The organism is Desulfoferula mesophila (genome assembly GCF_037076455.1).
GTDB classification, from domain to species: domain Bacteria; phylum Desulfobacterota; class Desulfarculia; order Desulfarculales; family Desulfarculaceae; genus Desulfoferula; species Desulfoferula mesophila.
Genome location: NZ_AP028679.1, coordinates 1452722 through 1477734 on the forward strand (window position 1 = coordinate 1452722; position 25013 = coordinate 1477734).

Annotated in this window: 21 protein-coding genes; 9 read left to right on the plus strand and 12 right to left on the minus strand. The window is 66.1% G+C overall.

Annotated features, from left to right (window positions below; genetic code table 11):
• Nucleotides 1–3: 3 nt before the first annotated feature.
• A complete protein-coding gene (locus AACH32_RS06380; RefSeq protein ID WP_338605946.1) occupies nt 4–285 on the minus strand; it encodes a hypothetical protein in 282 nt (93 codons plus the stop codon).
• Nucleotides 286–342: 57 nt separating this feature from the next.
• The gene (locus tag AACH32_RS06385) at nt 343–2283 is read right to left on the minus strand and encodes a GNAT family N-acetyltransferase (RefSeq protein WP_338605947.1); all 1941 of its coding nucleotides are present in this window, start codon (nt 2281–2283) and stop codon (nt 343–345) included.
• 176 nt (nt 2284–2459) lie between these two features.
• Between AACH32_RS06385 and AACH32_RS06390 the strand changes: the two genes are divergently transcribed.
• Entirely contained in the window at nt 2460–3785 is a 1326-nt protein-coding gene (locus AACH32_RS06390; protein ID WP_338605948.1) for a PhoH family protein, read from the plus strand.
• Between the two features lie 22 nt (nt 3786–3807).
• Here the strand turns inward: AACH32_RS06390 and mgtE are convergent, their stop codons facing one another.
• The 3 genes from mgtE to AACH32_RS06405 form a co-directional block, all read right to left on the minus strand.
• A complete protein-coding gene (gene mgtE / locus AACH32_RS06395; RefSeq protein WP_338605949.1) occupies nt 3808–5166 on the minus strand; it encodes a magnesium transporter in 1359 nt (452 codons plus the stop codon).
• 192 nt (nt 5167–5358) lie between these two features.
• Entirely contained in the window at nt 5359–6999 is a 1641-nt protein-coding gene (gene pxpB, locus AACH32_RS06400; protein WP_338605950.1) for a 5-oxoprolinase subunit PxpB, read from the minus strand.
• 4 nt (nt 7000–7003) lie between these two features.
• A complete protein-coding gene (locus AACH32_RS06405) occupies nt 7004–7771 on the minus strand; it encodes a LamB/YcsF family protein (RefSeq protein WP_338605951.1) in 768 nt (255 codons plus the stop codon).
• A gap of 188 nt (nt 7772–7959) precedes the next feature.
• Between AACH32_RS06405 and AACH32_RS06410 the strand changes: the two genes are divergently transcribed.
• The 6 genes from AACH32_RS06410 to AACH32_RS06435 all read left to right on the plus strand — a co-directional run bounded on the left by AACH32_RS06410 (nt 7960) and on the right by AACH32_RS06435 (nt 13612).
• Nucleotides 7960–8769: a putative hydro-lyase gene (locus tag AACH32_RS06410; protein WP_338605952.1), complete on the plus strand. Its 810-nt coding sequence runs from the start codon at nt 7960–7962 to the stop codon at nt 8767–8769.
• Between the two features lie 55 nt (nt 8770–8824).
• Nucleotides 8825–10126: an ABC transporter substrate-binding protein gene (locus AACH32_RS06415; RefSeq protein ID WP_338605953.1), complete on the plus strand. Its 1302-nt coding sequence runs from the start codon at nt 8825–8827 to the stop codon at nt 10124–10126.
• A gap of 116 nt (nt 10127–10242) precedes the next feature.
• Nucleotides 10243–11169, plus strand: a complete 927-nt coding sequence (locus tag AACH32_RS06420) for a branched-chain amino acid ABC transporter permease (RefSeq protein WP_338605954.1) — start codon at nt 10243–10245, stop codon at nt 11167–11169.
• On the plus strand, nt 11157–12158 hold the full coding sequence (locus AACH32_RS06425) for a branched-chain amino acid ABC transporter permease (protein WP_338605955.1): 1002 nt from the start codon (nt 11157–11159) through the stop codon (nt 12156–12158). Before AACH32_RS06420 ends, AACH32_RS06425 begins: the two co-directional genes overlap by 13 nt.
• A gap of 4 nt (nt 12159–12162) precedes the next feature.
• The gene (locus tag AACH32_RS06430) at nt 12163–12912 is read left to right on the plus strand and encodes an ABC transporter ATP-binding protein (RefSeq protein WP_338605956.1); all 750 of its coding nucleotides are present in this window, start codon (nt 12163–12165) and stop codon (nt 12910–12912) included.
• Nucleotides 12905–13612 (plus strand): ABC transporter ATP-binding protein, encoded by a 708-nt coding sequence (locus AACH32_RS06435; RefSeq protein WP_338605957.1) that lies wholly within the window; start codon nt 12905–12907, stop codon nt 13610–13612. The genes AACH32_RS06430 and AACH32_RS06435 overlap by 8 nt, the downstream gene beginning before the upstream one ends.
• Before the next feature lie 21 nt (nt 13613–13633).
• Here the strand turns inward: AACH32_RS06435 and AACH32_RS06440 are convergent, their stop codons facing one another.
• The 3 genes from AACH32_RS06440 to AACH32_RS06450 form a co-directional block, all read right to left on the minus strand.
• A complete protein-coding gene (locus AACH32_RS06440; RefSeq protein ID WP_338605958.1) occupies nt 13634–14839 on the minus strand; it encodes a two-component system sensor histidine kinase NtrB in 1206 nt (401 codons plus the stop codon).
• 86 nt (nt 14840–14925) lie between these two features.
• The gene (locus AACH32_RS06445) at nt 14926–15756 is read right to left on the minus strand and encodes a hypothetical protein (protein WP_338605959.1); all 831 of its coding nucleotides are present in this window, start codon (nt 15754–15756) and stop codon (nt 14926–14928) included.
• 8 nt (nt 15757–15764) lie between these two features.
• A complete protein-coding gene (locus AACH32_RS06450; RefSeq protein ID WP_338605960.1) occupies nt 15765–17075 on the minus strand; it encodes an alkaline phosphatase family protein in 1311 nt (436 codons plus the stop codon).
• A gap of 156 nt (nt 17076–17231) precedes the next feature.
• On the opposite strand from AACH32_RS06450, the gene AACH32_RS06455 reads away from it, so the two are divergent.
• Entirely contained in the window at nt 17232–17705 is a 474-nt protein-coding gene (locus AACH32_RS06455) for a MaoC family dehydratase (RefSeq protein ID WP_338605961.1), read from the plus strand.
• Nucleotides 17706–17708: 3 nt separating this feature from the next.
• Here the strand turns inward: AACH32_RS06455 and AACH32_RS06460 are convergent, their stop codons facing one another.
• Genes AACH32_RS06460 through AACH32_RS06475 form a run of 4 tightly spaced genes read right to left on the minus strand, consistent with a single transcriptional unit; the run spans nt 17709 to nt 22975 of the window.
• A complete protein-coding gene (locus AACH32_RS06460) occupies nt 17709–19424 on the minus strand; it encodes an AMP-binding protein (protein ID WP_338605962.1) in 1716 nt (571 codons plus the stop codon).
• An 8-nt stretch (nt 19425–19432) separates the two neighbouring features.
• Nucleotides 19433–20470 (minus strand): histone deacetylase family protein, encoded by a 1038-nt coding sequence (locus AACH32_RS06465; RefSeq protein WP_338605963.1) that lies wholly within the window; start codon nt 20468–20470, stop codon nt 19433–19435.
• A gap of 22 nt (nt 20471–20492) precedes the next feature.
• Nucleotides 20493–22289 carry a sensor histidine kinase gene (locus AACH32_RS06470; RefSeq protein WP_338605964.1) on the minus strand — a complete coding sequence of 599 codons (1797 nt, stop codon included), beginning with the start codon at nt 22287–22289 and terminating at the stop codon, nt 20493–20495.
• Nucleotides 22286–22975, minus strand: a complete 690-nt coding sequence (locus AACH32_RS06475) for a response regulator transcription factor (protein WP_338605965.1) — start codon at nt 22973–22975, stop codon at nt 22286–22288. The genes AACH32_RS06470 and AACH32_RS06475 overlap by 4 nt, the downstream gene beginning before the upstream one ends.
• A 223-nt stretch (nt 22976–23198) precedes the next feature.
• On the opposite strand from AACH32_RS06475, the gene AACH32_RS06480 reads away from it, so the two are divergent.
• Complete coding sequence (locus tag AACH32_RS06480; protein WP_338605966.1) at nt 23199–24959, plus strand: chloride channel protein; 1761 nt, start codon at nt 23199–23201, stop codon at nt 24957–24959.
• Nucleotides 24960–25013: the final 54 nt, after the last annotated feature.

Sequence of the window (25013 nt, forward strand, 5' to 3'; positions counted from 1 at the left end):
CGCCTAGCCGCTCGCGGGAGGTTTTTTGTCTTCTGATCCTGATGATGGAATAAACAGGCTGAACAAAAAGATCAGGCCGATTACCAGGGCCCATCCCGCGAACATGGTTATGAGCCGGTAGGTTGGGGTCCAGTGAGTTTCCTCGGCCAGGTAGGGCCAGTGGAACACCACCAGGCTGACGATGAACACCAGCACCGCGAAGGCGGGGGTGCCCACCACCCGGCGCACCCGCGTTTTAAGCCGCGTGCCTTTTCCCGGCGCAACGCCGCCGTTTGTGCCGGCCATAGACAACCTCCTAAAAGACCAGCAGTATTGTAGCAAATGGGCGGCGTGCTGGGGAACTTACCTGTGCACCGGGGCGGGGGGCCGCCCGGAAATCTCGGCGGGCTCGTCAAAACGGGCGGTTAGGGTGATGACCTCGCCGTCGTAGGCCGAGTGCACCTTGTAGGGCAGTTTCTTGAACAGGGCGATCATGCCCCGGTTGGCCGGATGGGTGTAGGCCACCAGGCCGCTGATGCCGTGCTCCCGGGCTATGTTGGCCAGCTTGCGCTGCAAAGTGCTGGAGATGCCTTTCTTCTGCCAATCGCGAGTCACCGAAAAGGCCACCTCGGCCAGGTTGGTGGCCGGCTCCAGGAAATAGTTGCCCACCCCGATGACCTTTTCAAAGCCCGGTTCGCCCACCACGGCCACCAGGGTCATGTCGTGGATGTAGTCCACCTGGAACAGCTCGGGCATGTCCTGGCGGGCGAAGCTGACTCGCTCGTGCAAAAAGCGGCGCATCACGTCGTCGCGGTCCAGGTTGTAGAAGTGCTCCTGGATTTGGCGCTCGTCAGTGGGCCGGGCCGGGCGGAACAGCACCTCCACGTCGCCGAAGGATCGGGTCTCCTCCACGGAGCGGGGGTAAACGCTCTTGATGGTTTCGGCCAGGGTGCGCTCGCTGCCCAAGAGCCCGGCCTCCTTGGCCTGCTGGAACAGCTCGTCGCGGAATTTGGGGTGGGCCACGCTGATCATGGCGATGGCCCGCTCTTGCAGGCTCTTGCCGAACAGGTTGACCACCCCGTACTCGGTGACCACGTAGTGCACGTCGCCCCGGGGCACCACCACGGCCATGTTGTCCATTTGCACCGCGATGCGGCTGGCCTTGCCGTCCAGGGTGGTGGAGGGCAGCATGAGGATGGACTTGCCGCCCTGGGCCATGGAGGCCCCGCGCACGAAGTCCATCACCCCGCTCACCCCGGTGAAGTGGTTGTAGGGCAGGGCGTCGGCCGCGGCCTGGCCGGTCAGGTCCATGGCCATGGCCACGTTGAGCGCCACCATCTTGTGGTGGCGGGCGATTATCATGGGGTTGTTCACGTAATCGCTGGGGTGGAACTCGATGCCCGGGTTGTCGTGCATGAATTCGTACAGGTTGGCCGAACCGATGGCCCCGCTGGCCACCAGCTTGCCCTCGTTGAAGCCCTTTTTGCGGTTGGTGATCACTCCCCGGCTGACCAGGTTCAAGATGGTGTCGGTGAGAAACTGGGTGTGCACCCCCAAGTCGTTCTTGTCCTTGAGGGCCAACACCGTGGCCTGGTGGGTGGCTCCCAGGCTCATCTGCAGGGTGGAGCCGTCCTCGATGAGGCGGGCCACGTGCTGGGCGATGAGCTTGGCCGATTCGAACTCCGGCGGGCTGCCCACGCTGAGCAGGGGCTCGTCTGCCTCCACCACCAGGTCGATGTCGTTGACGTGCAAGAAGCTGCGGCCCAACACCCGGGGCATGGAGGGGTTCACCTGGGCGATGACCAGGTCGGCCGAGCGGGCCGCGGCCATGGTCACGTCCACGCTGACCCCCAGGCTGACCCAACCGAAGTCGTCCGGCTCGCTCACCTGGATCAGGGCCACGTGAATGGGCATCTGGCGGCTTTGGAACAGGCGCGGTACTTCGGAGAGGTTGATGGGGGTCAAGAAGCGTTTGCTGGAACTCAATACCCTGGGTTTGGCCGATCCCAGGTAAAAGGAGCGGATGTTCAGGTTGCGGCAGGCGGTTTCATCGGCGATGAGCGTCAGCGGCGCGGTTTCCAGGCTGAGCACCCGCACCACTTCCACGTCGGTGAAGTTGCAGCTCTGGTGGGCCAACTCCTTGACCAGGGTTTGCGGCTCCCCGCAGGAGGTGCCCACAAAGACTCGGCGCCCCCGTTTGATACGGGAAATGGCCTCGGCAGCGGTGCATTTTTTGGCTTGATAGGCGTCCGGCCAGTAGATGGCGCTCATGGTCAGTCCTCGCATGAGAAATTGCAGATTCAAGTTGCGCTTTAATTCCTGATTCTATGGCCTGGGGGCAACCTTGCCAAGGGCGGCGTTCGGGCCGGGTCAGGTTAAATTTGAGTGACGTACCGGGTAATGCTTGGCCGTGGGGGGTGATACACCATATAATGTGGTTGCAACCCTAACGCATCCCATCATGGAGGTGTGCGCATTCCATGAAAAAAACCTATGTGCTAGACACCAACGTTCTGCTGCACAACCCTTCCTCCCCTTTTCTCTTTCAAGACAACGACGTGGTTTTGCCCCTGGCGGTCATCGAGGAGATCGACGAAAAGAAAAAACGCCAGGACGAGATCGGGCGCAACGCCCGCCAGGTCTCGCGCGAGTTGGACCGCCTGCGCGCCCAGGGCTCTCTTTCCCAGGGCGTGCCCACCGGCCAGGGCGGCACCCTGCGCATCGAACTGAACCACACCCGCCTGGCCAAGGGTCTGCCTCCGGTGCTGGGTCTGGAAAAGGCCGACAACCGCATCCTGTGTGTGGCCTGGGGCCTCAGGGAACAGGACGAGGTGCCGGTGATCCTGGTCACCAAGGATCTGAACCTCAGGGTCAAGGCCGACGCCCTGGGGGTGCCTTCCGAGGATTTCCGCAACGACAAGGTGGACTTCGACCATCTCTACACCGGCATACGCGAGGTCGCGGTGGAAGGGTCGCTGGTGGACGCTTTTTACCAACAGGGGCTCATCACCCTGAACGGCCTGGGCCCGGCAGAGCCCAATCAGTTTTTCGTGCTGAAAAGCAGCTCCAGCGCCTCACAGTCGGCCCTGGCCCGCCACCAGGGCGGGCGGCTGTTGCCCCTTAACTTCGGCGGGGGCGAGTGCTTCGGCATCAGCCCGCGCAACAAGGAGCAGCGCTTCGCCCTGGAGCTGTTGCAGGACCCGGCGGTGAAGATAATCAGCCTGGCCGGACCGGCGGGCACCGGCAAGACCCTGCTGGCCCTGGCCGCCGGGCTGGAGCAGGCGGTGGAGGACAAGAAGTACCAGCGCCTGCTGGTCACCCGGCCCATCGTGCCCATGGGCCAGGACCTGGGCTACCTGCCCGGCGAAAAAGAGGAGAAGCTGCGCCCCTGGATGCAGCCCCTCTACGACAACCTGGAGTATCTGTTCCGCGAGTCCCTGGGCGGCAAGAACCGGGGCGGCCCGCCCATGGGCGCGGCCGACTACCTCACCGCCCAGGGCCTGCTCGAAATCGAGGCCCTGACCTACATCAGGGGCCGCTCCATTCCCGGCCAGTTCATCATCTGCGACGAGGCCCAAAACCTGACCCCCCACATGGTCAAGACCCTGATCACCCGGGTGGGGGAGGGTTCCAAGATCGTGTTCACCGGCGACCCGGAGCAGATCGACCACCCCTATCTGGACGCCAGCAGCAACGGGCTGACCTATATGGTGGACAAGCTGCGGGCCCAGGACATAAGCGGGCACGTGACCCTCAAGAAGGGCGAGCGCAGCCAGGTGGCCGAGTTGGGGGCGCGGCTTTTGTAGCCGGGAGGCCGAGCAGTCGGGGTTAGGGCAGGGTGCCCGTGAGGTGGGGCAGCACCAGGACCGCCAGGCTCAGGAAGATGGAGTAGCCGCCCACGTCGGTGGCGGTGGTGACGAAGATGGAGCTGCCCAGGGCCGGGTCCAGCTTGAGACGGCGCAGCACTATGGGCACCATGGCCCCGAACAAACCGGCGATGATCAGGTTGCCCACCAGGGCCAGCCACACGATGAGGCCCAGCCAGGGATTACCGAACCAGAAAAAGGCGATGCAGGCGATCACCAGCCCGGCGATCACCCCGTTGAACATGCCGATGGCCACCTGCTTGGTAAGCACCCGGCGGTTCTGGGCCATGTTGATCTGACCCAGGGCCATGGCCCGCACCACCACGGTGAGCGACTGGTTGCCCGCGTTGCCTCCCAGGGAGGCCACGATGAGCATCAGCGAGGCCAGGGCCACCGCGTCCTGAATGGTGCCCGAAAACAGGCTGACCACGTAGGCGGGCACCAGGCAGGTGCCCAGGTTGCTCAAGAGCCAGGGCAGGCGCAGCTTGACCGAGCGCAGCAGGGGGGAGTCGATCTTCTCGTCGGTGTCCAGGTTGGCCAGGTGATACATGTCCTCGGTGGCCTCTTCGGTGATGACGTCGTAGAGGTCGTCGAAGGTGATGATCCCCAGCATGCGGCCGCTGTCGTCCAGCACAGGCACGGCCAGGAAATCGTAGCGGCTCGACAGCTTGGCCACGTCCTCGATGTCCTCGTCGGCCTTGACGCTGATCACCTGCTTGCTCATTATGTCGCCCACCCGGCTGTGCCGGCGGGCCACGATGAGGTCGCGCAAGGACACCAGGCCCTGTAGCCGGCGGGCCGCGTCCACCACGTAGATATAGTAGATGGTCTCCTTGGTGGCCGCCTGCAGGCGCACCTGCTCCAAAGCGGTCTGCACGTCGCTGTCGGGCCGCAGGATGGCGTAGTCGGTGGTCATGTGGGCCCCGGCGGTGTCGTCGGGGTATTTGATCAGCCTAAGGACGTTTTCACGTTCGTGGCGCAGCAGGAGCGACAGCAGGCGCTCCTGGAACTCATCGTCCAACTCCTCCACCAGGTCGGCGCGGTCGTCGGGACTCATGGTGTTCATCAGGTGGGCCAGGGTGGGGCGGTCCAGGTGCTTCAGGGCCTCTTTCTGGGTCTCGAAGGGCAGGAACTCGAAGACCTGCAGGGCGTCGGCCGTGCCCACCATTTCCACGAAACGGGCGATCTCCTCGGGCTCCAACAGGCCCAGGGCCTCGGCCGCGTCCGCCGGGTGGGGCTCGGCGATCTCCCCCACCAAGCCGTTACGGTCGCCATCGGCGATGAATTCTCTGAGAAGCAAAACTTTTTCTGGTAGGGTCATCGCCGGCCTCCGGCCAAAAAACGCCCTTGCCCTGACCACGCCGTCAGGGGGAGGCGCCGGAAAACATTGGTTTGAAGAGCGGTGTCTATCTTAACACCGGGGGTAAGGTGACGGCAAGTTAAGGGCTTGTAACAATTGTTGCCGGCGGCCAGCTTAAGCCCATGGCCGTAATTTTACGGGCTTTTCGGCCGATCAGCGGCCCAGGCGGGCGCGTTGCTCCTGAAACTCCCGGTCCAGACGCCGGGCCTCGGCCACCGCCTGCTCGGCCGAGATGGCCACGAAGCGGATGCTCTGACCGCTCTGGGCCCGGGCCAGACGGTCCAGGTCCGGGCCGAACACCGTGCCGACCTTGGGGTAGCCGCCCACGGTCTGCTCGCGCAGCATGATGATGGGCTTGCCGCCGTGGGGCACCTGGATGACTCCGGGAGTGTTGGGCTCGCTGACCAGGGAGGCGGGGCTGCCCGGCGCGAACTCCAGGGGCGGGCCTTCCAGGCGGGCCCCCCGGCGGTCGGCCTGGGCGGTAAGCTCCCAGGCGGCGCCGTAGAAATTCTCGAGCCCCGGGGCGGAGAAGAACTCCTGGTTGGGGCCGGGCACCACCCGCAGGGTGAGCACCTCCCCCGGCTCCTCCAGGGCGGGGCCGATCGGACCGGCCGGGGGCAGGGGGCCGGGGGAGACCCGCACCACCTGGCCCTTGGCCAGGGGCGCGCCCATGCGGCCCAAAAGATAGGTGGAGCGGCTGTCCAGCAGCCTCTCGCTGGCCACTCCCCCGGACAGGGCCAGCACCGCCCGGGCTCCTCCCCGGCGGGGGCCTCGGAAGCCCAGCACCTGGCCCGCGTCCAAAGACAGGGCCTGGTGGGAGGGCGCGGGCTTGCCGTCGATACTCAGGCCCAAATCGCATCCCGCCACCGCGGCCACCACCGGCCGCAACACCTTGAGGCGTGGGCCCAGGAGGGTTATCTCCAGGGCCGCGTCGCCGGGGTCGTTGCCCACCAGAAGATTGGCCCAGGCCAGGGCGGTCTGGTCGTAGGCCCCGGACACCGGCACGCCCCGGAACTGATGTCCCCAGCGGCCGGCGTCCTGCACCGTGGTGAAGGCCCCCGGAGCCAGCACCTCCAGAACCTCCCGGCTCCGCTGCTCCCAGCCCAGGCTCAGGGGCGGCGGGTCGGGGAAGCTGGTCTCGCGGCTGGGGGTGAAGCGCACCAGATCTCCGGCCTCCATGAGGGTGGCCGGGTCGCGGCGCGGATCGTACATCAGCCAGGGGGTGCGGCCGATGACCCACCAGCCGCCGGGGCCGCCTAGGGGGTACACCCCGGTCTGGCCCCCGGCCAGGGCCACCGAGCCGGGTGGGTTGTCCAGGCGCGGCGAGTCCATGCGCGGCACATTGAGGGCCGGGTCCAGGCCGCCCAGATAGGGAAAGCCGGGGGTGAAACCCATGACGTAGCAGGGATGGTCCACCGCGCCATGGCGCCGGATCACCTCCTGGGGGGGCAGGCCGGTGCGCCGGGCCACGTAGTCCAGGTCCGGCCCCGCCTCACCGCCGTAGACCACCGGCAGTTCCAGGCGCCTGCCGGGCCGGGGTTGGCCAGCGGGCATGGAGCGGTGCTCGGCGCGCACCCAGGCGGCCATCTCCCGGTGCTCGGTTATCCGGGGATCGAACTGAACCTGCAGGCAGTGATAGGCGGCCAAGACCTCGCGCACGCCGGGCAAGGGCCTCTCGCCCAGCCGCCGGGCCAACTCCCGCACCCGGCAGTTCAGCGCGAAGTCGATGCCCTGGCCCAGGTAGACCAGCAGGGCGGCCTCGCCCTGGGCCTTGGCGACAAGTTCTTGCGGCACCTGCTTAAGCGGCCCGGCCCATGGCCTTGAGCTCCACCCCGGCCTGGGTGAGGGCGTGGCCCAGGGCCTTGACCAAGGCCACCGCGCTGGGGTTGTCGCCGTGCACGCAGATGGTGTCGGCCTTGAGCTCGACCCGCTTGCCGTCGATGCTCTCCACCACCCCCTCGGTGGCCATGCGCACGCAGCGGGCGGCCACCACCTCGGGGTCGTGGATCACCGCGCCCTGGGTGCCCCGGGGCACCAGGCGGCCCTCGGCGGTGTAGGCGCGGTCGGCAAAGGCCTCGCTGGCCACGGTGAGGCCCATTTCGGCGGCGATGGAGCGGAAGGTCTCGCCCGCCGGTCCGGCCAGGGTCACCAGGATCAGGCCGGGGTCGTAGGCGGCCACCGCCTCGGCGATGGCCCGGGCCGTGGCCGGATGGGCCGCGGCGGTGTTGTAGAGCGCGCCGTGGGGCTTCACGTGCTGCAGGGCCACCCCGTGGGCCTTGGCGATTCCCGCCAGGGCCCCGGTCTGGTAGAGCACGTCGCTGCGCACCTCATCCGGAGTGGAGTCCAGGTTGCGTCTGCCGAAACCGCGCAGGTCGGGGTAGCCGGGGTGGGCTCCCACCGCCACACCGTTTTCGGCGCACAGGCGCACGGTGCGGTCCATGACCTGGGGGTCGGAGGCGTGAAAACCGCAAGCCAGGTTGGCGCTGGTGATGTAACGGATGACTTCGTCGTCGCAACCCAGGCAGTAGTCGCCGAAGCTCTCACCCATGTCGCAGTTGAGGTCCATGAATCTCTAACTCCTTTACCAGGGTTTCTCGGGAGTCAGTCTAACCAATGGCCCCAGGTTAGGCAACGACACAATGTCTCAGTGGATTCGCATTGTTAAGAAGGCTGGCCAAACGTGTAATGATTATCTATAATAAAATGTCCCCACAATGTGAACCCAGGCTACGCCCAGCCATCTGACGAGGCCGGATGTTGAACATCGATACTACCTCGCCCCGCCAAGTTCGCGCCGCCATAGCCCGCGGAGAGATAACCGGCAACACCGCCGCTTTTTGTCCTGGTTACGCCCAGGCCAACCTGGTGATATTGCCCAAGGAATGGGCTTTCGACTTTCTGCTGTTCGGCCTGCGCAACAAGCAGGCCTGCCCCATTCTCGAGGTGTTGGACCCCGGCGACCCCATCAGCAAGGTGATCGCTCCCGGAGCCGACGTGCGCGACGAGCTGCCCCGCTACCGCCTGTGGCGCGACGGCGAGCTGGTGGAGGAGCCCACCGGCATCCACCATCTGTGGCGCGACGACCTGGTGAGCTTCTACCTGGGGTGCAGCTTCAGCTTTGACGACGCCCTGAAGGCCGCCGGTCTGCCGGTGCGCCACCAGCAGATGGGGGTAAACGTGCCCATGTATCGCACCAAGCTGCCCGCCGCCTCGGCGGGGCGCCTGCACGGCCCGCTGGTGGTCTCCATGCGCCCCATGCTGCCGGAGCAGGTGGACAAGGCCCGCGAGGTCTCGGCCGCCTTTGCCGAGGCCCACGGCGCTCCGGTGCACGCCGGCGACCCGGCGGCCATCGGCATCGCCGACCTGGAGAGCCCCGAGTACGGCGACGCGGTGCGCCTGGAGCCCGGCGAGGTGCCGGTGTTCTGGGCCTGCGGGGTCACCCCCCAGGCGGCGGTGGCGGCCAGCCGGGTGGAGATGGCCATCACCCACGCGCCGGGGCACATGTTCATAAGCGATATAAAAGCCGAAGATCTCGGCGGCAAGTCCCTGGTGACCTGCGGCTGAGTGGGGAGTTCTGGTTAGTGAAACCATCTACTGCCTGATAAGGGAGGAGTATCTGATGCGTAAGATCGCTTTAATCGCCGCCGCAGCCCTGTTGGCGGCCATGTTGGTTCCGGCCATGGCCTGGTCGGCTCCCAAGGAGATCAAGATCGGGGTGATCTATCCCCTCACCGGCGGCGCCGCGGCGGCGGGTCGGGAGCTGAGGGCCGGGGCCGAGCTGGCCGCCCAGATCGCCAACCAATCCATGCCCAATATCAACATGGACATGGCCAAAACCGCGGGCGTCAAATCCCTGGGCGGGGCCAAAATCACCTTGATCTTCAAGGACCACCAGGGCAACCCCCAGCTGGGCGCCGACCTGGCCAAGAAGCTGATCCTGGACGACAAGGTGGTGGGCATCCTGGGTTGCTACCACAGCTCGGTGACCAAGACCGTGTCGGCGGTGTGCGAGCGCTACGGCGTGCCCATGATCAACGGCTCCTCCACCAGCCCCGGCCTGACCAAGCGCGGCTTCAAGTGGTTCTGGCGCACCACCCCCCACGACAAGTGGTTCACCAAGGACCTCTTCGAGTTTTTGGTGGGTCTGAGCAAGGGCAAGGTCAAGGGGGTCAAGGCGGTGCCCCGTGCGGATATCAACACCCTGGCCTCGGCCTGCGAGAAGACCGAGTGGGGCTCCAACGTGGCCATCGAGATCGAGAACTTCGCCAAGGAGTACAAGTTCAACCTGGCCTCCAACATCCTCTATGCGGCCAAGAGCCCGGACCTCTCCTCCGAAGTGCAGAGCATGATCGCCGTCAAGCCGGGGGCCATGCTGTTCGCCTCTTATACCTCCGACGCCCTGCTGATGATCAAGACCCTCAAGTCCATGAAGGCCAAGCCCAAGGTCGTTTGGGGCCAGGACGCCGGTTTTGACAAGCCCGAGTTCGTGGCCCTGGGCGACGACATCGTGGGCATCCTCACCCGCTCGGTGTTTTTGCCCAGCGTGGTCAAGATGAAGCCACTGTCCGGCCAGGTGAACGCAATGTACGTGAAGATGATGGGCCACGACCTTGGCGGGGCCAGCGCCCGCTCCTTCACCGGCCTGCAGACCTGGGTCTATGTCCTGGAAAAGGCGGGCAGCACCGAGCCCAAGGCCATCCAGGCGGCCTGCAACACCATCAGCATTCCCGGCGACCAGCTGGTGGTGCCCTGGGTGGGCATAAAGTTCTCCACCAAGGGAGACGAGATTGGCCAGAACGTGTTGGGCGGCGGCCTCATCGGCCAGTACCAGAAGCAAAAGGACGGCAAGATCGGCCTGGAGGTGGTCTATCCCTTTGATATCGCCACCGCGCCCATGGTCTATCCCTTCCCGGGCTACTAGACCGGCCTTTGATCCAACCTGCTAGCTAAGCTGCGTTTCCGGGCCGGGCCCGGAGCCCGGTCCGGAAACGCAGCTCCCCACCCGGGCGGGCGGAGCCCCGGCTCCGCGGAGAAGGCATGGAAGAACTAGGCATCCAAATCCTCAAATCAGCGGTCTCCGGGCTTTTGATGGGGCTGGTGTTCGCCCTGGTGGCCCTGGGGCTCACGGTGATCTTCGGGGTGATGGACATCGTCAACTTCGCCCATGGCGAGTTTTTGATGGTGGGCATGTACACCACCCTGCTCACCAGCCCCCTGTTGGGAGTGGACCCGGTGTTGACCCTGCCCCTGGCCGGGTTGGTGGGCGCGGCCCTGGGCGTGCTGTGCTACTTCGGGCTGATCCGCTTTTTGTTGCGCGGGCCCATGATCGCCCAGCTCTTCGGCACCTTCGGGCTGATGATCTTTTTGCGCAACCTGGCCCTGTTGTTCATGGGCAGCGAGCCCCGCATCGTGCACGAGGGCTGGCTGGTGGGCAAGAGCTTCCTGGTGGGGCCGGGGGTGGTGCTGGAATCCACCAAGCTGGCCGCGGCGGTGCTCAGCCTGGTCAGCTTCGCGGTGGTGTGGTGGCTCATCAACCGCACCAAGGTGGGCCGGGCCCTGACCGCCACCAGCCTGGACGCCGAAGGCGCCCGCTACATGGGCATTTCCACCGAGTTCATGAACGCCCTGGCCTGGGCCGTGGGCGGGGCCTCGGTGGGGGTGGCCGGGGGGCTGTTGGTCAACTTCTGGCCGGTGGACCCGGGGGTGGGCCTATTGTTCACCATGATCGCCTTCGCCACGGTGGCCCTGGGCGGCTTCGGCAGCGTGCGCGGCGCCCTGGTGGCGGGCATCCTCATCGGCTTCATCGTCAACCTGCCCCCGGTGTGGGACGCCATCCTGCGCTCCATCGACGCGGCGGGTCTCAAGGGGCTGGACATCCACAGCTTCAAGTACACCATGGTGTACGCCATCTATTTCTTGATCATGGTCTTGCGGCCACAGGGGCTCTTCGGATGGAAGCAATAAAAAACGCCTTCGATTTCGGAGATCTGCCCCGTAGCGAGCTGGGCCTGGCCGCTGCGGCCCTGGCCTTTTTGCTGTGGTTCCCGGCCATGCCCCACTCCAGCTTCGGCATGGCCACCATGATCCAGTTCCTCATGTTCAGCCTCTACGGCATGGGTTGGAACCTCATCGGCGGCTACGGCGGCCAGGTGGATTTGGGCAAGGCCCAATACGTGGGCATCGGGGCCTACACCACGGCGGTGATGATGATCCGCTGGGACGTGCCTTTCTGGTTTTCCATGCCCGTGGGCATGGGCCTGGCCGTGTGTTGGTCCTTCATCATCGGCTACCCCCTGTTTAGGCTCAAGGGCCACTACTTCGCCATCGCCACCATCGCCACCAGCCTGGTGCTCAAGGATCTGTTCGAGGTGTGGGACTTCGTGGGCGGGGCCAGGGGCCTGGAAATCCCCCTCAAGGGCGACTTCCCCAACTGGCTCTACCTCCAGTTCCGCGAGGATTACTACTACTACTACATCCTGCTGGTCATGTTCCTGCTGGGCCTGGTGTACATGAACGGCTTCAGGCATTCGCGCCTGGGCTACCAGCTTCGGGCCATCAAGGACAACGAGCACGTGGCCCGCAGCCTGGGCATCGACGTGCACTGGTCCAAGATCAAGGCCTACGCCACGGCCACGGCCTACGTGGCCATGGTGGGCTCCTTCCACGCCTGCTACAACTTCAACATCGAACCCGAGGACACCATGAGCCTGGACCTGTCGGTGCTCATCGCCCTGATGGCCATGCTGGGCGGGGCGGGTTCCATCTGGGGGCCCATCATCGGCGCGGCCATCCTGGTGCCCATGAAAAACTACCTGGGCTCCTGGCTGGGGGGCCAGGCGGGCCTGGCGGGCATGGACCTGGCCCTGTACGGCCTGATCATCATGGTCATCGCCGCCGCCCAACCGCGCGGCGTATACGGCATCGTGGAAGCGATGCGGGCGCGGCGGAGGTAGGGCCATGGCGCTATTGCAGGTAGACAAGGTGACCAAGCGCTTCGGGGGGCTGGTGGCCAACCACGATGTCTCCTTCGAGGTGGGCCAGGAGGAGGTGGTTGGGCTCATCGGGCCCAACGGGGCGGGCAAGACCACCCTGTTCAACTGCATCGCCGGTTTCCACCAGATAACCTCCGGCCGGGTGGTCTTTGACGGCCGGGACATCACCGCCCTGAGCGACTTCCAGGTGGCCCGTCTGGGCCTGGCCCGCACCTTCCAGATTTTCCAGGCCTCGGGCGATCTCAAGGTGGTGGAAAACGTGATGGTGGGCTCGTTCATGCGCACCGGCTCGCGAACCGCGGCGCGCAAGGCGGCCCTAGAGACCATGGAGTTTTTGGGCATCGCCGACGCGGCCAAGGCCATGATGACCGAGCTGCCGGTGGCCGCCCAGAAGCGGGTGGCCCTGGCCACCGCCCTGGCCAGCGACCCCAAGCTGATCCTGTTGGACGAGGTGGGCGCCGGGCTCAACCCTTCGGAAATCGAGGGGCTCATAGAACTGCTCCGGCGCATCCACGGCGAGCGGGGGGTGGCTCTGCTGCTCACCGAGCACGTGCTGGAGATGGTCATGAAGCTTAGCCACCGGGTGGTGGTCTTGGAGAGCGGGGAGAAAATCGCCGAGGGCGACCCCGCCGCGGTGGTCAAGGACCCGGAGGTGGTGCGCGCCTATTTGGGCGATCATTACGTAAAGCGGCAACAGGAGAACGGCGATGCTTGAGGTCAAGGGCATCACCGTCCGCTATTCCGGCCTGCCGGTGATGCGCGATCTGTCCATAAACGTGCGGCTCAACCAGACCGTGGGCGTGGTGGGGGCCAACGGGGCGGGCAAGAGCACCCTGCTCAAGGCCATCATGGGCGCGGTGAAGCTCTCAGCCGGGGAGATCCGCTTCGCCGGCCAACGCATCGACCGTCTGCGCACCGAGGAGATCGTGCGCCGGGGGGTGATCTACGTGCCCGAGGGGCGGCGGCTCTTCGGCCCCCTGAGCGTGGAGGACAACCTCCTGCTGGGGGCCTACACCGTGGCCGACGAGGCGGCCAAGCGGCGCAACCTGGAGCACGTTTACGAGCTGTTCCCCCGCCTGGCCGAGCGCAAGAAACAGGCGGTGGGCTCCATGAGCGGCGGCGAGCAGCAGATGGCGGCCATTGGGCGCGGCCTGATGAGCAAGCCCAAGCTGCTGATGCTAGACGAGCCCAGCCTGGGCCTGGCCCCGCTCATGGTTTCCGAGGTGTTCGAGACGGTGCGCCGCCTGCAGGCCGAGGGCGAGACCACGGTGCTGTTGGTGGAGCAGAACGTTTTGGAGGCCCTGGAGCTTTCCGACTGGGCCTATATCCTGCAAACCGGCAGCATCCGTCAAGAGGGGCCGGCCAAGGAGCTGCTGGCCTCCGACGAGGTGCGCCGGGCCTTTCTGGGCCTGTAAAAATCCGCGCCGGGTTGCCGACTACTTCATCTCGGGTAGGCGGGGGCTGCCGTTGGGGGCGCGCTCGTCCAGCAAGCCGCCGCTCTGGGGAATGGTCAGGGTGAAGGTGGTGCCCTTGCCGGGGCGGCTGATCACCGTGAGGTCGCCCTGGTGCTCCATGGCGATGCGCTTGGCCACGGCCAGGCTCATGCCCACCGCGTCGGTCTTGGTGGTGAAAAAGGGATCGAAGACATAGGGCAGGTCCGCCGGGTTCATGCCCTTGCCGTTGTCGATTACCGAGATAACTCCGCTGATTTTATCGCACGACAGCTCTATCTTGAGCCGTCCCCCCTTGGGCATGGCCTCCAGGGCGTTGGTTATGACTATTTGCATGATCTGGCGCAGCAGGGAAGGGTCGATAAGGGCCTCGGTGTTTTCGCGGCCCTTGACCACCCCGCTCAAGGTTAGCCGCACCCCTTGCCGCCGGGCCTTGCTGCGGAAGGGGGCCACCGTGTCGATCAACCACTTGGCCAGGTTGACCTTGCGGTGCACCGGAGTGGGCAGGTCGGCGTAGCCCCGCACCTCCTCCACCACCCGCTCCAAGCGGGCGGTGCCATCCAAGATACGCTTTAAATAGAGGGCGTCGCGGCTGTCTGCGGGCTTGTCGCTCAACAGGCGGGCGGCCAGGCCCCCGATGGTGGTCACCGGGTTGCGTATCTCATGGGCCACCGCCCGGGCCAGGCGGTCCAGGCTCTCCAGCTTTTCCTGGAACAGTCGCTGCGACTGGCGCAGCAACTCTCGCGAACGGCGGTGCAGCTGGGTCAGTTCGCTCACGTCCTTGAACATGACCAGCACCCCGCCCACCTCGCCCTTCTGGTCGGCGCTGGGCAACAAGGCGGTGGTGATGATCAGATCCTTGGTCGCGCCGTGGGGCACCTTGTAGGTGACCTGCTTGTTGTAGTGGTAGATGCGCTCGGTAACCACGTCCACGATGATCTGGTTGAACTCGCGGTTGGCCGATTCATTAAAGAACAGCTCGGCCCAGCCCCGGCCCAGCATCTCGTCGGGCAACAGGTCCAGGATGCCGCTCAGGGCGGGGTTGGTGAAGATGATCTCCCCGTCCTGGTTGATGACCATGAGCCCGTCGCTCATGGAGGCCACCACGTTGCGCATGGCCTCCTGTTGCCCCAGGCCGTGACCGGCGGCGGTGGGAGGCGGGGCGGGCGTCTTGTCTTGGTCTTTGGGCAAGGCTCGATTCCGCTTGGGGTGAGGTGGCTCGGAAACCACTTGGCTACAACTTAGTATAAGCCGGGGCCCCGGCCAAGGCCAGCACCCTAGGCGGACAGCAGTCCTTGGGCCAGGGCCAGGTGGTCCGGCGTCCGGCCCTCCAGGTAGGCGGTGGTTACCAGGGAAGCCAGGGGCAGGGCGAATTCCCGGAAGTAGGCCTCCAGGCTCTCCAGTGATACCCGCAAGGCGCCTTGGGGGTCCAGGTAGTTGCCGCTGAACACGCAGCCCAACTGCTCCCCGCCCTCGGGCCAGGGCAGGCCCAGAATCTTCTCGATCTCCCGGCCGTCGGTAACCTGGGCCAGCGGCAAGGCCAGTTCCAGGCCATAGCCATGGAACAACTCTTGGTAGGCCTTTTGGGCCGGGGCCACCTGGTTGAGCTTTTCCCGTCCGTCGTGGCTGAGGCGCTCGCCCGCCACCACCGGCACTCCGCCCAGGCTCTGGGCCAAGGGAATGCGTGCCGCGTGCAAGTAAAGGTGGCAGCCGGGACACACCGGGCTGAAGCCGTAGCGGCGGGTCAGCTCTTGCAAATAGCGGCCGTTGAGGGCCCGCCAGAACCGGGGAGAGCCCATGACCAGCAGATCGGTCAGCTCCACCGCCTCGGGCAGGGCGTGGCGCAGGCGCCGCCAGGCCTGGGGCACCTCCTCCCAGGAACCGTGCTCGCTGCCGGTGTACACGTAGGTGGGTATCAGGGTTTTAAACCCGGCCTCATCCACCGCCTTGAGGGCGGCGGCCACGCTGTCGCGCCCGGCCAACTCCACCACCGCAACCCCGGAGGCGCGCCTCAGGCGCTCCAGTTCCTCGGGGACCAGCAGGTCGGGGGGGGGCAGGGGCAGGGCCTCGGGCTTGTCCCGGTATACGCGCTCGGCTGTTTGCTGCATGATGCGGCTCAATCTTTCAGGGACAGGGCCCGCCGGGCGGCGGGGTAATAGGGCAGGTCGCGGGGGTTGTCCCTCAGGCCCCAAAGCTTGCCCCGGTCCAGGCCGTTAAGGATAGTGTACATCAGCTCCGGCCCGCGCAAGAGGCCCAGGGCTCCCCGGGCGCAGGCGGTTTCATGAAAGGCGTCGGCCTGGTCGCGCCACACGTCCGGGCCGTGCATGAGCAGGGGCGAGGGCTCGCCGGAGTGCACCATCGCTCCCGAGCAGGCGGTGGAGTGGTCCCCGGTGACCACCAGCAAGACCTCGCGCCCCTTTAGGGCCTGGAGGCCCTCGCCCAGCCCCGCGTCCAGGGCGGCGATGGCCTCGCGCTTGCGTTGGGGGTCCTTGGCGTGGCCCGCTTCGTCCGGGGCCTTGCTGTGCACGTGGATGAGATCGAATTCATCCAGGCGCTCCGCCGCCAAGGCCAGCTTGGCCGTTAGGTCGCGGCCCGGGTTCGCGCCTTCTGGCACCACCAGGGCCGAGGCCCCCAGGGCCCGGAACACCCCCCGGTAGATGGGGGCCGAGGAAATGGAGAGCGCCCGCAGCCCCCAGCGCTGGGCAATGGTGGACAAGCCGCGAGGCGCGCGGCCCGCCCGCTGGGTGATCACCGCGTTGACCGGCCGGGCGGCCTCGGTGTTCAGGGGATGGACCGCCAGGCGACGATGGGCCCAGGCCAGGTAGTCGGCGAGTAGGGCGCAGGTATTGAGGGCGGCGGGATCGCTTTCGGCTCCCTCCCAGGGCAACGGCTCCATGAGGGGCAGACCAGGATACATGGGGTCGCTGTCGGTGATCGAGGCCGCCAGCGCCCCGCCGCTTAATATCAAAACGCCGCTGGAGCCCTTGGTGTGCTCCAACCGGGCCGCGCCCCGCGGGCCCTGGTAGGCGCGCACCAGGGAGAAAAACTCCTTGGCCTCCTCCTCGGGCAGGCGCGGTTTTTTCTCGGCCAAGACCAGGCGGTCGCCCTCCCGGCGAGCACGGGCCAGGTGGGCCAGCAGGAGGATGTCCTCCGGTCCGAATTCCAGTTCCTCGCCCAGGGCCTCCAAATAACCCCGGCCGGGAAATTCCTCCGGGGAGTAGCCCATCATGAAAAAGTGGGCCGCCTCGCTGGACAGGGCCTGGCCCGGGGACAAGGCATGGAAATAGCCGCAAGCTCCCTCGGCGGCCAGGCTGTCTAGGTTGGGGGTCTCGGCCGCCTCCAAGGGCGTCCGCCCCCGCAAGGAGGGCTGCGCGCGGTCCGCCAAACCGTCCAATAGCACCAGGATGCATTTACGTTCTAAGCTCATGGCCACCGGCCCCCTTCCAAACCTACTATTTATTTATCCGACAATAAATACTATTTAAAATAGAAAAAACCAATATGAGGCGCGAAAACCATCCGGCTTGCCTCCTCCGCTTTTCGCGTTTATGCTGGGCGCAATGGCCCAGCCGGAGGAGGATTCATGAGCCGCATGCGTGAAAAGGCCGCCCAAGGCTTGAAGGCCGGTGACGTCTTCACCGTGACCCGCACTTTCAGCCAGACCGAGACCGAGGCGTTTGGGGAACTGACCCGCGACTACAACCCGGTGCACTACGACCCGGAATTCGCCGGAGTCAGGGGCTTTCCCCAACTCATTCTGCACGGGCTTTTGACCGCGGGCATGGTCTGCGAGGTGGGCGGACAGTTGGCCTGGCTGGCCACGGGCATGGATTTTCGTTTTCGGGGGCCGGTGTTTTTCGGCGACACCATTACCTGCACCGTGACCGTGACCTCGGTGGACCAGCGGGGCTGGGCCAAGGCCGAGGCCCTCTATACCAATCAGGACGGTGCAGTGGTGGTAAGCGCCAAGATGGAGGGCCAACTCCCGCGGGGGGAGGCACAGGCCAGACTCCAAGAACGCCTGGAGCATGGCGACCCCTACAATCCCCTGCGCTGATTCTTATTCCATATGGCTGGTGTCGCCCAGGGGCAGGCCCAGGTCCGCCGCCCGAAGCGCCCGGCGCAACAAACGCCCGGCCGCGTTGCGGGGCATGGAGTCCACGAACTCCATATCGGCCAAGGGGGTGAGGGGGGCCAGGCGCGATAGGGCGTGGTCCAGCAACTCCCGCCGCAACCGCGTGCTGGGAGCCCAACCCGCCCTGGGCACCACGAAGGCCTTGAACACCGGCCGATACTCGTCTCCGGGGCGCGCGATCACCGCCACTTCCTCCACGGCCGCGTGGGCGGCCAGCAGGCTTTCCACCTCGTGGGGTCCCACCATGTGGTCCTGCACCCGGATAAGGTCGTCGGCGCGGCCTTGCATGTAGAAATATCCGTCCTCGTCGGTCAAGGCCAGGTCCCCGGTGCGCAACCATTGGTTGGGGTCGTGCTCCAGGGGGACCACGTGCCCCTGTTCCCAGAAGCCGCCCGCCAGGCCGGGCCAGTCCGGCCGTAGGGACAGCTCGCCCAGGGTCAGCAGGCTTTGGGCCCGTCCCTGGCCATCGACCACCGCCGCCTCGATGCCCGGCAGGGGCTTGCCGCAGGAGGCCAGGCGGATGTCCAGGCAGGGCAGGTTGGCCAGGGAGATGATGCCGGTGTAGGCCGACCACCAGGTGTCGTGGGGCGGCAGGCCCAGGTTGTTGCGGGTCCAGAAAAACAGCTTGGCGTCCAGGGGCTCGCCCAGGGTGGCCAGGTGTTGCAGGCGGCTCAGGTCATATCGGCCCGGCAAGTCGTCGCCAGCCTCGACCAGTTGGCGCAAGCGCTCCGGGCTGCTGTAGAGGGTGGTTACCTTCAGGGCCTCCAGGGTGCGGTACCAAGTGGAGGCGGGCATGGGCTCGGCCTGGGTCACGCTGGTCACTCCGCAGAGCCAGGGGGCCCAGGCGCCGTACACCGTGGCCGCGATGCCCCAGGGGTCCAGATCGCACCACAGCACCGAGGCGTCCTTGAGATCAAGCACCCAGCGGGCGCTCATCAGTTGCCCGGCCATGTCGCCGTGGGAGTGCACCACCGCCTTGGCCGGGCCGTCCGGCGAGTTGGTGAAGCTGATGGACAGGGGGTGCTGGGCTCCCACCCAGACGGGTTCGTGCTCCAGGGCCTGACCCCGCGCGGCCTCGTTCAGGCACAGGTCGCCGGGCTCCATGCCCCCGGCCGGCTCGCAGATATAGATTACCTTGATGCCCGCGGGACGGTGTTCCCAGGGGAGGCGCTGGGCCAGGCCGGGCTCGGTTACCAAAACGGCGGGGAGCAGGCAGCCCAGCTTCTCGATAAGCTGCTCGCGGGTGAGGTAGGGGGAAAGGCAGCAGTAGGGCACTCCCAGGCGGGCGCAGGCCACCTGGATGAAATAGCTCTCCACCGTGGCGGGCAGCAATATGGCCAGGCACTGGCCCTGACTCAGGCCCAGGGAAGCCAGCAGGTTGGCCAGGCGGCAGGATTCCCGATGCAGGCGGCGAAAGCTAACGGACTCGGACTCGCCGCCCCGGGCGAACATGAGCGCGGTGTGATCGGCCTTGGAGCCCAGGGCCCAGCGGTCCACCGCCTCGTAGGCCAGGTTGAGCCGGCCGCTTTGGCTCCAGGAAAACTCTGATTCGCACTGGCCCCAGGAAAAATGGCGGCGCGCCGCTTGGTAGTCGGGAAGATTGGCCCCTTCCTGGTGGCTGGCTATGCGGGCTCTCTCCATGGCCTACCTCAGTCCATCCACACGCCGTAGCGGCGGTGCACCGCCCGGGCCTGCTCGGCCCACTGGGCCCCCCGGTCGCTGGAGGCGCGCTCCAGCATGGTGGGATCGCCCTGCCAGGCCAGGAGCACCTGGCGCAGGCATTCGGCCAGGTCGGTGGGCTCGTAGCCGCCCTCCAGGGCCAGGAGCACGGGCGCCCCGCAGCCCCGGGGGCCCAGGTCGGCCACCAGCTGCCCCAAAGCGCCGAAACCGGCGGCGCTCATGCTCAGGTTGCTCAGGGGGTCTTCCCGGTGGGCGTCGAAACCGGCGGCCACCAGGATTATCTGGGGCCGGTAGCGCTCCACCACCGTGGGCAGCAACTGGCGGTAAAGCTCCACCACGTCGTTATCGTCCGCGCCGGGTGGCAGGCACAGGTTCACGGTGTAGCCCTCGCCGGCCCCGGCCCCGGCCTCCTCCCAGTCTCCGGTGTGGGGGTAGGAGTGCAGGTGGTGGCTGGAGAAGTAGAACACCTCGGGGGATTCGTAAAAGACCTTTTGCAGCCCGTTGCCGTGGTGCAGGTCCCAGTCCACGATGAGCACGCGCTTGAGCCCCCGGCGCACCAACTCCAGGGCGGTGATGCCCAGGTTGTTGAGGATACAAAAACCCTCGGCCTTGGCCGGCTGGGCATGGTGTCCCGGTGGGCGCACCAGGGCCAGGGCCGCCTGATAGTCTCCGGCCAAGAGCTCCCGCGCCCCCCGGATGCAGGCCCCGGCGGCCAGAAACGAGGTGAAGCAGCTCTCGGAACTGGCGGTGGTGTCGGCGGCCAGGTTGGTGAAGCGTCGCCGGGCGGTGGCGATGACCATGCGCACGTAGTCCGGGGTGTGCAAGGCCTCCACCTGTTCCAGGGTGGCGGGCTCGGCCGAACGCTCGCGAAAGGAAGCGGCGAAATCGTAGTCCAACATGCGGTGAACCACGGACAGACGCTGGGGAGTTTCGGGGTGGGACAGGCCGGTTTGGTGCCGCAAAAACCTCTCGTCGCGGATTATGCCGATGTTGAGAGGGGGGACCATGCCCGAACTCCACCGCTTGGATTCATGCATCCTCCGCTTGGCTCAGGGGGAGGATGAGCCGGAAGGTGCTGCCCTCTCCGGGGGTGCTCGTCACCTCCACCTTGCCATGATGCACCTGGGCGATGTGTTTGACAATGGCCAATCCCAGGCCGGTGCCTCCCAGTTCGCGGGAGCGGTTGTTGTCCACCCGGAAAAAGCGCTCGAACAGACGGGGCAGATACTCGGCGGCAATGCCCGGCCCGGTGTCGCTCACGCTGATGACCGCCTGGCCGTCGTCTTCTTCCATGGCCAGGGTCACCCGGCCCCCCTGGCCGGTGTATTTGATGGCGTTGTCCAAGAGGTTCAGCACCGCCTGCTCCACCTGGCGGCCGTCGGCGGCGAACACCAAGGGGTCGCGCGGCAGGCGCCTCCCCAGCTCCACGCCCTGGGCCTGGGCCAGGTCGGTCACTCCCTCCAGCACCGAGTCGGCCAGCTCGGCCGCGTCGATTTCCCTGAGGCGCGGCGGCGACTCGCCGGACTCCAGGCGGGCCAACTCCATGAGGTCCTGTACCAGGCGCTCCATGCGGTGGCTCTGCCGCAGGATCAACTCGGCGAAGTGGCGGGCGTATTGGGGGCTGTCCAGGGCGCCGTCCAGGAGAGTCTCGGCCGCGCCGCGCACCGCGGTGAGCGGGGTGCGCAGCTCGTGGGACACGTTGGCCACCAGGTCGCGGCGGGTCTTTTCCAGGCGCTTGCGCTCGGTGATGTCGTGCAACACGCACACCAGGCCCGGCTCGCCGGCGGCGCCGCCGTTGATGCGCACCACGTGGGCCTCCAGGAAGCGGGGGGTGCTGCCCAAGGTCTGGATCTCGCGCCAGACGTAGTCCTCGCCGGCCCGCGCCTCGTCCAGGGCCTCCAGCAGGTCCGCGTTGCGGATTATCTCCGAGGGCAGGCGGCCGGGGGGCACCGCCTTTAGCTCCAGCATCTTCATCAGGGCCCGGTTGGCCAACAGCACCTGGCCGTCGTTGTCGATGACCAGGACCCCTTCCACCATGCCCCTGAGGATGGCCTCCAGGCGGTCGCGGGATTCGGTGATGTCGTTGATGGTGCTTTGCAGGTTGTCGGCCATCTGGTCGAAGGCCTGACCCAGCTCCCCTATCTCGTGGCGGGGGTATCGGATGAAGCGCTTGGACAGGTCGCCGGCGGCGATGCCGGCCGCGGTGCGGGTAAGCAACTGCACCGGGCGGCTCAGGCTGCGGGCCACCAGATAGGCCACCCCGATGGACAGCAGCACGCCCAAAAACACCGCCCAGAGCACCAAATCCCTGGTGCGGCTGAGCGCTTGTTGCACCTGGCTGAGCGGCAAGGCCAGGCGCACGAAGAGAACCTTGCCTTCCGGGCCGGTGAGGCGCAGGGCGGTGTACATCAAATCCAGGCCCAGGGTGGAGCTGTAGCGCACCGAGGAACCCTCGCCCTCCTTCATGGCCTGGATGATCTCGGGCCGGTCGGAGTGGTTCATCATCTCCGGGACCTTGTCCTCGGCCATCTGGCTGTCGCCCACCACCTTGCCCTGGGGGGTGATGAGGGTGACCCTGGCCCCCACGATGCGGCCCAGCTCGTCGGCCAGCTTGTCCCCGGCGGCGATGCCCTCGCCGGGACGCCAGCGGTCGCGCACCACCTCGCGCACCGTAAGAATTTCCCGCTGCATGGAGCTGCGCACCACTTCGAGCATGTGGCTGCTCAACGAGCGCTCCATCACCACGGCCACGAATATCAGGGTGCTGACCACCACCACCAGGCAGCCCCCCAATATCCAGCCCTGGAAGCTCAGGCGCGCTTTCACCGTTCTTCCCGGAAACGGTAGCCGATGCCGCGCACCGTTTCGATGCGGTCGGCCAGGGCGCCCAGCTTTTTGCGCAGGCGGCGGATGTGGGTGTCCACGGTGCGGGCGTAGCCCTCGTAGGCATAGCCCCACACCCGCGACAGGAGTATTTCACGGGTCTGCACCTTGCCGGCGTGGGCGGCCAGGTAATGCAAGAGCTTGAACTCGGTGGCGGTAAGGTCCAGCACCTCGTCGCCGGCCTGGGCCACGTGACGCTCCGGGTCTATGCTCAGACCGGCAATGGTCAGGTGCCCGGTGTCCACGGCGGGTTCCTGGCTGCGGCGCAGGATGGCCTGCACCCTGAGCGCCAGCTCCCGGGGGCTGAAGGGCTTGGTAAGATAGTCGTCGGCCCCGATCTCAAAGCCGATAATGCGGTCGGTCTCGCTGGACAGGGCGGTGAGCATGAGCACCGGGATGCCCCGGGTGTCCTCCCCGGCCTTGAGCCGCCGGCACACTTCCTTGCCGTCCATGCCGGGCAACATCAGGTCCAGCACCACCAGGTCGGGTACCTCGTGCTTGGCCAGGCGCAGGCCCTCGGCCCCGTCGGTGGCCTTGAACACCCGGTAGCCCGCTTGGCGCAGGTTGAAATCCACCACGTCGAGGATGTCCTTTTCGTCCTCGACCACCAGAACCGTCGCCTTGGCCATGTATGCACTCCATGGAAAAACTTACAAACTACGACCACTTCAACCACCCTATATCTTGAAACTGGCCTTGGCAATAGCGTAGATGTCGATGTAACCACGTTGACATATGCTATAGGGGTGGTATTTTTCGCTGTGGTATCCGCCAGATAACCCTAAGGGTCACAAAAGTATGATCCCCGCGGCCGCAAAAGCCAAACGTTCCATCTTTCACCTGACTGATTTGATGGCGTTTTACCGCCAAGACCCTACTCGGCGCATCGCCATTAGCGTGCTCATCGGGGCGGTGTCCGGCCTGGGGGCCATCGCCTTTTTCGTGGCCCTGGAATGGTCCCGCTGGTTCTGCCTGGCCTATCTGGCCGGCTCCCCGGCTCCGGAACCGGCGGGCGAGCAACTGGTCCATCTGGTGGCCAATACCCCCTACCGGCCCTGGCTGTTGTTTTTCATCCCGGCCATCGGCGGGCTCATCTCCGGCCTGGTGGTCTATACCTTCGCTCCTGAGGCCGAGGGTCACGGCATGGACGCCATGATCTCGGCCTTTCACAATCTTAAGGGCTTCATCCGCACCAGGGTGCCGTTTATAAAGGCCTTTGCCTCCATCGTCACCCTGTCCACCGGCGGCTCGGCCGGGCGCGAGGGACCCATAGCCCAGATCGGGGCCGGGTTCGGTTCCTGGGTGTCGCGTATCCTTAAGCTGTCGGTGCAGGAGCGGCGCATCTTCATGCTGGCCGGTTGCGCGGGCGGCCTGGGGGCCATCTTCCGGGCCCCCCTGGGCGCGGCCATCACCAGCGTCGAGGTGCTCTACCGCGAGGACTTCGAGAGCGAGGCCATCATCCCCTGCGTCATAAGCTCGGTGATCGCCTTTTCCATATTTACCTTTGTCTTTGGTTTTGATCCCATCTTCGCCACCCCCGGCTTCGTGGCCCACGACCCCCGCCAGCTTCCCATCTTCGCGGTGCTGGGCCTGGTCTGCGCCCCGGTGGGCGGGCTGTACGTCAAGGTGTTCTACGGCACCCGCGACGCCTTTCGCCGCCTGAGCATTCCCAAGCATTTCCGCCCCATGCTGGGCGGCCTGGGGGTGGGGGCCATCGCCCTGTTCGTGCCCCAGGCCATCGGCGGCGGCTACGGCTATCTGCAAGCGGCCATCTACGGCCAGCTGAGCATCCTCATCATGTGCCTAGCCGCCTCGGCCAAGATCGCCACCACCAGCTTGACCATCGGCAGCGGGGGCAGCGGCGGGGTGTTCGGCCCCACTCTGTTCATCGGCGGCATGATCGGCGGAGTGGTGGGCCAGGTGGGGCACATGCTCTTTCCCGAGGTGGTCACCCAGCCGGGGGCCTACGTCCTGGTGGGCATGGCCGCCTTCTTTTCCGGCGCGGCCAAGGCTCCCCTGGGCGCCTTGATCATGGTCACCGAGATGACCCAGTCCTACGCCCTGTTGCCCCCCCTTATGCTGGTGTCGGTCATCGCCATCCTGTTCAACCGGGGCAGCAGCATCTACGAAAAGCAGGTGGCCGACAAATTCAACTCCCCGGCCCACGAAGGCGACCTCACCGTCAACGTCATGGAAAAGCTGACCGTGGGCGAGGTGTTCCAGCCGGACAAGCCATTCCAGACCCTGCCCGCCTCCACCCGGTTCGTGGACCTGCGCCGGGCGGTAGCCGCCAGCGGTCAGGCGGTATTTCCGGTCACCAACGCGCAGGGCACCATGATCGGGCTGCTCTCGGTGACCAACGTGCGCACCGTGCTGTTTGAGGACGCCCTCAAGGATCTGGTGGTGGTGGGCGAATTGTGCACCCCGCCGGTCAGCCTGCGGCTGGATCAGAGCCTCTACGACGCCCTGCTGGTCTTTTTGGAGAGCGGCTACGGCCAACTGCCGGTAACCGAGCATAAAGACGGCAAGTTGTCCATCCTGGGCATGCTGGACCACAGCGAGGTGGCCGCCGCCTATCACCGGGAAGTGAGCCGCCGCGCAAGCCAGGAATAGACCCGGCCTTGCGCCTCCCGTCCGGGGATACTAGAATTCTTTTTAATTATTTGC

What these genes read in the sequence shown, in the direction of transcription:
- AACH32_RS06380 (WP_338605946.1), bottom strand. Translation starts at nt 285, where the DNA reads ATGGCCGGCACAAACGGCGGCGTTGCGCCGGGAAAAGGCACGCGGCTT.
- AACH32_RS06390 (WP_338605948.1), top strand. Translation starts at nt 2,460, where the DNA reads ATGAAAAAAACCTATGTGCTAGACACCAACGTTCTGCTGCACAACCCT.
- mgtE (WP_338605949.1), bottom strand. Translation starts at nt 5,166, where the DNA reads ATGACCCTACCAGAAAAAGTTTTGCTTCTCAGAGAATTCATCGCCGAT.
- AACH32_RS06405 (WP_338605951.1), bottom strand. Translation starts at nt 7,771, where the DNA reads ATGGACCTCAACTGCGACATGGGTGAGAGCTTCGGCGACTACTGCCTG.
- AACH32_RS06410 (WP_338605952.1), top strand. Translation starts at nt 7,960, where the DNA reads ATGTTGAACATCGATACTACCTCGCCCCGCCAAGTTCGCGCCGCCATA.
- AACH32_RS06415 (WP_338605953.1), top strand. Translation starts at nt 8,825, where the DNA reads ATGCGTAAGATCGCTTTAATCGCCGCCGCAGCCCTGTTGGCGGCCATG.
- AACH32_RS06420 (WP_338605954.1), top strand. Translation starts at nt 10,243, where the DNA reads ATGGAAGAACTAGGCATCCAAATCCTCAAATCAGCGGTCTCCGGGCTT.
- AACH32_RS06425 (WP_338605955.1), top strand. Translation starts at nt 11,157, where the DNA reads ATGGAAGCAATAAAAAACGCCTTCGATTTCGGAGATCTGCCCCGTAGC.
- AACH32_RS06430 (WP_338605956.1), top strand. Translation starts at nt 12,163, where the DNA reads ATGGCGCTATTGCAGGTAGACAAGGTGACCAAGCGCTTCGGGGGGCTG.
- AACH32_RS06435 (WP_338605957.1), top strand. Translation starts at nt 12,905, where the DNA reads ATGCTTGAGGTCAAGGGCATCACCGTCCGCTATTCCGGCCTGCCGGTG.
- AACH32_RS06445 (WP_338605959.1), bottom strand. Translation starts at nt 15,756, where the DNA reads ATGCAGCAAACAGCCGAGCGCGTATACCGGGACAAGCCCGAGGCCCTG.
- AACH32_RS06450 (WP_338605960.1), bottom strand. Translation starts at nt 17,075, where the DNA reads ATGAGCTTAGAACGTAAATGCATCCTGGTGCTATTGGACGGTTTGGCG.
- AACH32_RS06455 (WP_338605961.1), top strand. Translation starts at nt 17,232, where the DNA reads ATGAGCCGCATGCGTGAAAAGGCCGCCCAAGGCTTGAAGGCCGGTGAC.
- AACH32_RS06460 (WP_338605962.1), bottom strand. Translation starts at nt 19,424, where the DNA reads ATGGAGAGAGCCCGCATAGCCAGCCACCAGGAAGGGGCCAATCTTCCC.
- AACH32_RS06465 (WP_338605963.1), bottom strand. Translation starts at nt 20,470, where the DNA reads ATGGTCCCCCCTCTCAACATCGGCATAATCCGCGACGAGAGGTTTTTG.
- AACH32_RS06475 (WP_338605965.1), bottom strand. Translation starts at nt 22,975, where the DNA reads ATGGCCAAGGCGACGGTTCTGGTGGTCGAGGACGAAAAGGACATCCTC.
- AACH32_RS06480 (WP_338605966.1), top strand. Translation starts at nt 23,199, where the DNA reads ATGGCGTTTTACCGCCAAGACCCTACTCGGCGCATCGCCATTAGCGTG.